Annotated in this window: 4 protein-coding genes; 2 read left to right on the forward strand and 2 right to left on the reverse strand. The window is 68.5% G+C overall.

The window, feature by feature from the left end:
• Window positions 1-415: 415 nt before the first annotated feature.
• The gene (locus E3O47_RS12580) at window positions 416-1,420 is read right to left on the reverse strand and encodes an acyl-CoA thioesterase (RefSeq protein WP_241976708.1); all 1,005 of its coding nucleotides are present in this window, start codon (window positions 1,418-1,420) and stop codon (window positions 416-418) included.
• 140 nt (window positions 1,421-1,560) lie between these two features.
• Complete coding sequence (locus tag E3O47_RS12585) at window positions 1,561-2,043, reverse strand: heme-degrading domain-containing protein (protein WP_134400778.1); 483 nt, start codon at window positions 2,041-2,043, stop codon at window positions 1,561-1,563.
• Between the two features lie 190 nt (window positions 2,044-2,233).
• Between E3O47_RS12585 and arsD the strand changes: the two genes are divergently transcribed.
• Window positions 2,234-2,698, forward strand: a complete 465-nt coding sequence (arsD, locus tag E3O47_RS12590) for an arsenite efflux transporter metallochaperone ArsD (protein WP_134400779.1) — start codon at window positions 2,234-2,236, stop codon at window positions 2,696-2,698.
• A gap of 8 nt (window positions 2,699-2,706) precedes the next feature.
• Window positions 2,707-4,524, forward strand: coding sequence for an arsenical pump-driving ATPase (gene arsA / locus E3O47_RS12595; protein ID WP_277870374.1), 1,818 nt, complete (start codon window positions 2,707-2,709; stop codon window positions 4,522-4,524).
• Window positions 4,525-4,738: the final 214 nt, after the last annotated feature.

The raw sequence follows: 4,738 nt of genomic DNA on the forward strand, positions 1-4,738 counted from the left end.
GGGTCGAGCCGAAATCCAATCCCCGCCACCGGCGGCGCCCCGCCCCCTCGTCGTAGCGCGGGCAGCGTTTCTGGCAGCTCCCGCACCGGTTCCGCATCGACCTGGTCAGCCGAACCGACGCAACAAAAACGCCCGCTACGAGGTCGAGATCAACGTCCTCGACCACTGTCTTGTCGACACCGAGCAAAGTCCGCCATAAAGTTAGAGACCGCACGCCGTTTTCCCGCCTATAAAGTTTCTTTCCTTTGACAGTCAGAAACCTAGACAGGAAGCGGCGTGCGGCCGTTAAGGCGCTCCGAAACACCCACGGATACAGCAGGGGANGATTTTGGCGTGAAAGCGCTCTTTCGCAGGATTCAGGTCCGATTCGCGCAAAATCTCCGTCGAATTCGTTCGGGCCGTAAGGGCGCGCCGGTCACGGCAGGCGCAGGTGGTCAACGGGCATCATGACCAGCGGCGCGCGCAATTCCATCAGGTCCCGGGCGTGCTGGTCGAGCCGCTTGTCCTCCGGGGTGATCAGCGTCAGTGGTTCTACCGGCTCGGCGTGCCCGTTCGCGCCGAGTGCGACGAAAATGCTCATGCACTGCGTCGTGAGGTGCAAATCGTGGGGCGTGCGTGGACTGCCCGAGCGCACCCGGATGCTGATGTGCATGCTGCGCTTGCCGGTGTGGATGAGCCGGGCATCCACTTCGACGATGTGCCCGATGTGGATCGGCCGGTAGAAGTGGATGCCGCCCGAGTAGACGGCAACGGCCGCTACGGAGCTCCAGGCCGCCGCCGTAGCGAAGGCGGCCTCATCGATCCAGCGCATCACGGTTCCGCCGTGGGCGTTGCCGCCCCAGTTCGCGTCGGCGGGGTCGGCCAAAAACCGGAACACCGTGCCTGGCGTGGTGCTGTCATCGGTATATTCCTGTGAGCGCATGACAGTCTGGATGCGCTTGCGCGGCTCGAGCCGGGCCGTCGCGTTCTCTTGCAGCTCCCGGTCGACGTCGGAGTGGGGCACCCACAAGGGAACTTCCTGCGGCTTCCCGGCATCGTCGACGGCGACGAAGACGAGGATGCAGTGGGTCGCCGGACTGTATTCGCGGGCGCGGACATCCGTGGTCTCGACCGTGACAAGCACGTGCATGCTCGTGCGTCCGGTGTGGATGATGCGGGCGTGCACCTCGACCAGGTTGCCGGGCTTTATCGGCCGGGTGAAGTGCACATTGCCGACGTAGGCGGTGACCGTGTCGGATGCGCTCCAGCCCACCGCACAGGCGTAAGCGGCCTTGTCAATCCACTCGAGCACGCTGCCAGCGGCCACGGTCGCGCCCGAAGCGGCGACGTCGGCGGGAACGGCCATGAAGCGCAGGGTGATGCGGTCGTCGGGCATGCCCGCGTCGAATTGCGACATCGAACGGACAGGTGCGGCGGTCACGGATACTCCAACGAAAGCAGGTCAGGGGCTTCGGTCCAGACTTTCACATCCGGGCAGGCTGCGGGACAGGGCTGCGGGACAGGGCCGCGGGACGGGGCAGCCGGGGCAGGGGAGTCGGGTGCGGGCCAGACCGTTGCCGGTCAGCCGTGGGTGCGGCGGTGTTCCTCGAGCGCCTCGACGACAAGGTCGTGGTCATAGCGCTGGGCCAGCCCGGAGACGCCGACGACGCCGATGAGCGAGCCCCGTACGCGCAGGGGGAAGGCGCCGCCGTGCGCGGCGTGTGTGTTCGGGTCGAGGTTCGAGTCGGTGCTGAAGTCGCGGGAGTTCGCTCGGAAGCGCATGCCCACGGCGTAGGAGGAGTTGGCGAAGCGCCGCACCACCCGGAACTTGTTTTCGAGCCAGGCGTCATTGTCGGCGCAGGCACCGGGCAGGGCGGCATGGAAGACGCGCTGGTCGCCGAACATGATCGACACCGCGATCGGATGCCGCCGGGCGTTGCCGAGTTCCACGAGCCGCGACCCGACGGCCCAGGCGTCGCCCACGTCGAAGGAGTCGAACTGAATGACACGTTCCTGCTCGAGAAGCAGCGGGAGAAGGTCTGCGGCGTCGTGTGCGTCGGTCATCGCATGCCTTTCGGGTTGAATGATGAACAGGGCAGAGGCGCCCGCAGTCAGTCTTCCACTCCCGCGCTCGCAATGGGAGCCGGTGCTAACGCAAACGAGTCGCCAAATATCGATAAGCGTCGATATACTGGGAGGACCGTCATCACGGACAAGTCGCCCCTCTGGATGCCGGTCTAGGAGATGGTCACCCATGGCACACATCGAGATTTTCGAACCGGGACTGTGCTGCGGCACAGGCATCTGCGGAGTCGACGTCGACCAGGCGCTGGTCACCCTCTCCGCGGACCTCGATTTCACCCGCGCGAACGGCGGCGACATTGCCCGATTCAACCTGGCCCAGGAGCCCCTCGCCTTCGTGCAGAACGAGGTGGCCCGCCAGTTCCTGCACACCGTCGGCCAGGAGGGCCTGCCCGTCACGCTCGTAGGGGGAGCCACCGTGCTCACCGGCCGCTACCCGACCCGCGCCGAGCTCGCGAGCTGGACCGACGTGGCGGCTGTCGACACCGGCGCGGCCAGTCACCGTGCGGCCGTGCAGCCGGAGGGAACGGTGCGGCTGCTAGCCATGGCCGGGTCCGGTAGCGCCACAGCCACCGAGCTCACTGAAAATACCGCGGGCGCCGATGCCGGCTGCTGCGGCAACGGCGGCTGCTGCTAGGGCCGATCATGACGACCCTGCGCTTCCTCGACGACGCCCCACGTTTCCTCTTCTTCACCGGCAAGGGCGGGGTCGGCAAGACCTCCATCGCGTGCGCGAGCGCGGTGCGTCTGGCCGAGTCCGGGGCATCCGTGCTGTTGGTCAGCACCGATCCGGCCTCCAATGTGGGCCAGGTCTTCGGGGTGACCATCGGCAACACGGTCATGCCGATCGCGGCGGTGCCCGGCCTGTCGGCCCTCGAGATCGACCCCGAGCAGGCGGCCGCGCAGTACCGCGAACGCATCGTCGGCCCGGTGCGCGGCCTGCTGCCGCCCGCCGAGATGGCCTCGATCGAGGAGCAGCTCTCGGGTGCCTGCACCACCGAGATCGCCTCGTTCAACGAGTTCACCGACCTGCTGACGGATGCCGCGTGGACGGCCGCGTACGACCACATCCTCTTCGACACGGCCCCCACCGGGCACACCATCCGTCTGCTGCAGCTGCCCGGGTCGTGGACCGACTTCCTCACCGAGGGCACGGGCGACGCGTCCTGCCTCGGGCCGCTCTCCGGCCTCGAGAAGCAGCGCGCCGTCTACGCCGACGCCGTGGCCGCCCTCGCCGACCCTGCCCGCACCCGGCTGGTGCTCGTGGCGCGCGCCCAGGGCGGCGCCCTGCGGGAGGCCGCCCGCACCCAGGCAGAACTCGCCGCCATCGGCATGCAGCGTCAGCACCTGGTGGTCAACGGCATCCTGCCGGCCGGACCGGCAACGGATTCTGATGCCGATACGGGCACGCCCGCCGAGGCCGACCCGCTCTTCGACGCCATCCGGGTGCGCGAACAGCAGGCGCTCGCCGCGATGCCCGCGGGGCTGCGCACCGCGCCCACCAGCTACGTGGGGCTGAAGAGCACCAACATGGTCGGCTTGGCCGCGCTCCGCAGCCTGCTCGAGCCTGCAGTCGTCCCGACACCGGGCACCGGAATCGCCACGGTCGCTCCGGGGGCCCCGCTCTCGGCTCTCGTCGACGAGATCGAGGCCGGCGGCCACGGCCTGGTGATGCTGATGGGCAAGGGCGGTGTGGGCAAGACCACGCTCGCGGCGGCGATCGCCGTCAGCCTCGCCGAACGCGGGCTGCCCGTGCACCTCACCACGACCGACCCGGCCGCGCACCTCGACGACACCCTGGCCGGCCGGCTGGCGAACCTGACCGTGTCCCGGATCGACCCGGCCGTCGAAATCGCCAACTACACCGAGCGGGTCATGCGCACGAAGGGCGCTCACCTCGACGCGCAGGGCCAAGCCATGCTCCGCGAGGACCTGCGTTCGCCGTGCACGGAGGAGATCGCCGTGTTCCAGGCCTTCTCCCGCGTGAGCCGGGAGGCGAAGGGCACCTTCGTCGTGATGGATACCGCGCCCACGGGCCACACCCTGCTGCTGCTGGATGCGACCGGGTCGTACCACCGCGAGGTCACCCGGCAGCTGGGCGACGGCATCCGTCTGACGACGCCGATGATGCGGCTGCAGGACCCGGAGCAGACGAAAGTGATCCTGGTCACCCTCGCCGAGACCACGCCCGTGCTCGAGGCCGCGGAGCTGCAGGCCGACCTGGAGCGGGCCGGCATCACCCCGTGGGCGTGGATCGTGAACAACTCGATCGCCGCGGCGGCGCCGACCAACCCGCTGCTGCTCGCGCGGGCCCGGAACGAGCTCCCCGAGCTCGAGCACGTGCACGAGAAGCGCGCCCCGCGGCTCGCGGTGGTGCCGCTGCTGGCGGAGGAGCCGGTGGGCATTCCGGCGCTGCTCGCGCTCGCCGCGGGGCGGCAGCCCGCGCCGGCATCCGTTCGCTAGCTGGCCGGTCGGCCAGCGAGGGGGTCGGCCGGTGTTCCAGCCCCTACGTCTGTCGAGTCTGAGGCCCCGAAGTACCTGCGTCCCGAACGAATTCGACGGAGATTCTGGCTCTCCTGCTTCATCTGTGGGTGTTTCGGAGCGCCTTAACGGCCGCACGCCGCTTCCTGTCTAGGTTTCTGACTGTCTAGGAACAGAAACTCAAGGGGCAGGAAAA

It is taken from the genome of Cryobacterium sp. TMT2-17-1, from assembly GCF_004402765.1.
GTDB lineage: Bacteria > Actinomycetota > Actinomycetes > Actinomycetales > Microbacteriaceae > Cryobacterium > Cryobacterium sandaracinum.

Coding starts and splice junctions, on each gene's coding strand:
- E3O47_RS12585 (WP_134400778.1), bottom strand. CDS start 2,043: ATGACCGACGCACACGACGCCGCAGACCTTCTCCCGCTGCTTCTCGAG.
- arsD (WP_134400779.1), top strand. CDS start 2,234: ATGGCACACATCGAGATTTTCGAACCGGGACTGTGCTGCGGCACAGGC.
- arsA (WP_277870374.1), top strand. CDS start 2,707: ATGACGACCCTGCGCTTCCTCGACGACGCCCCACGTTTCCTCTTCTTC.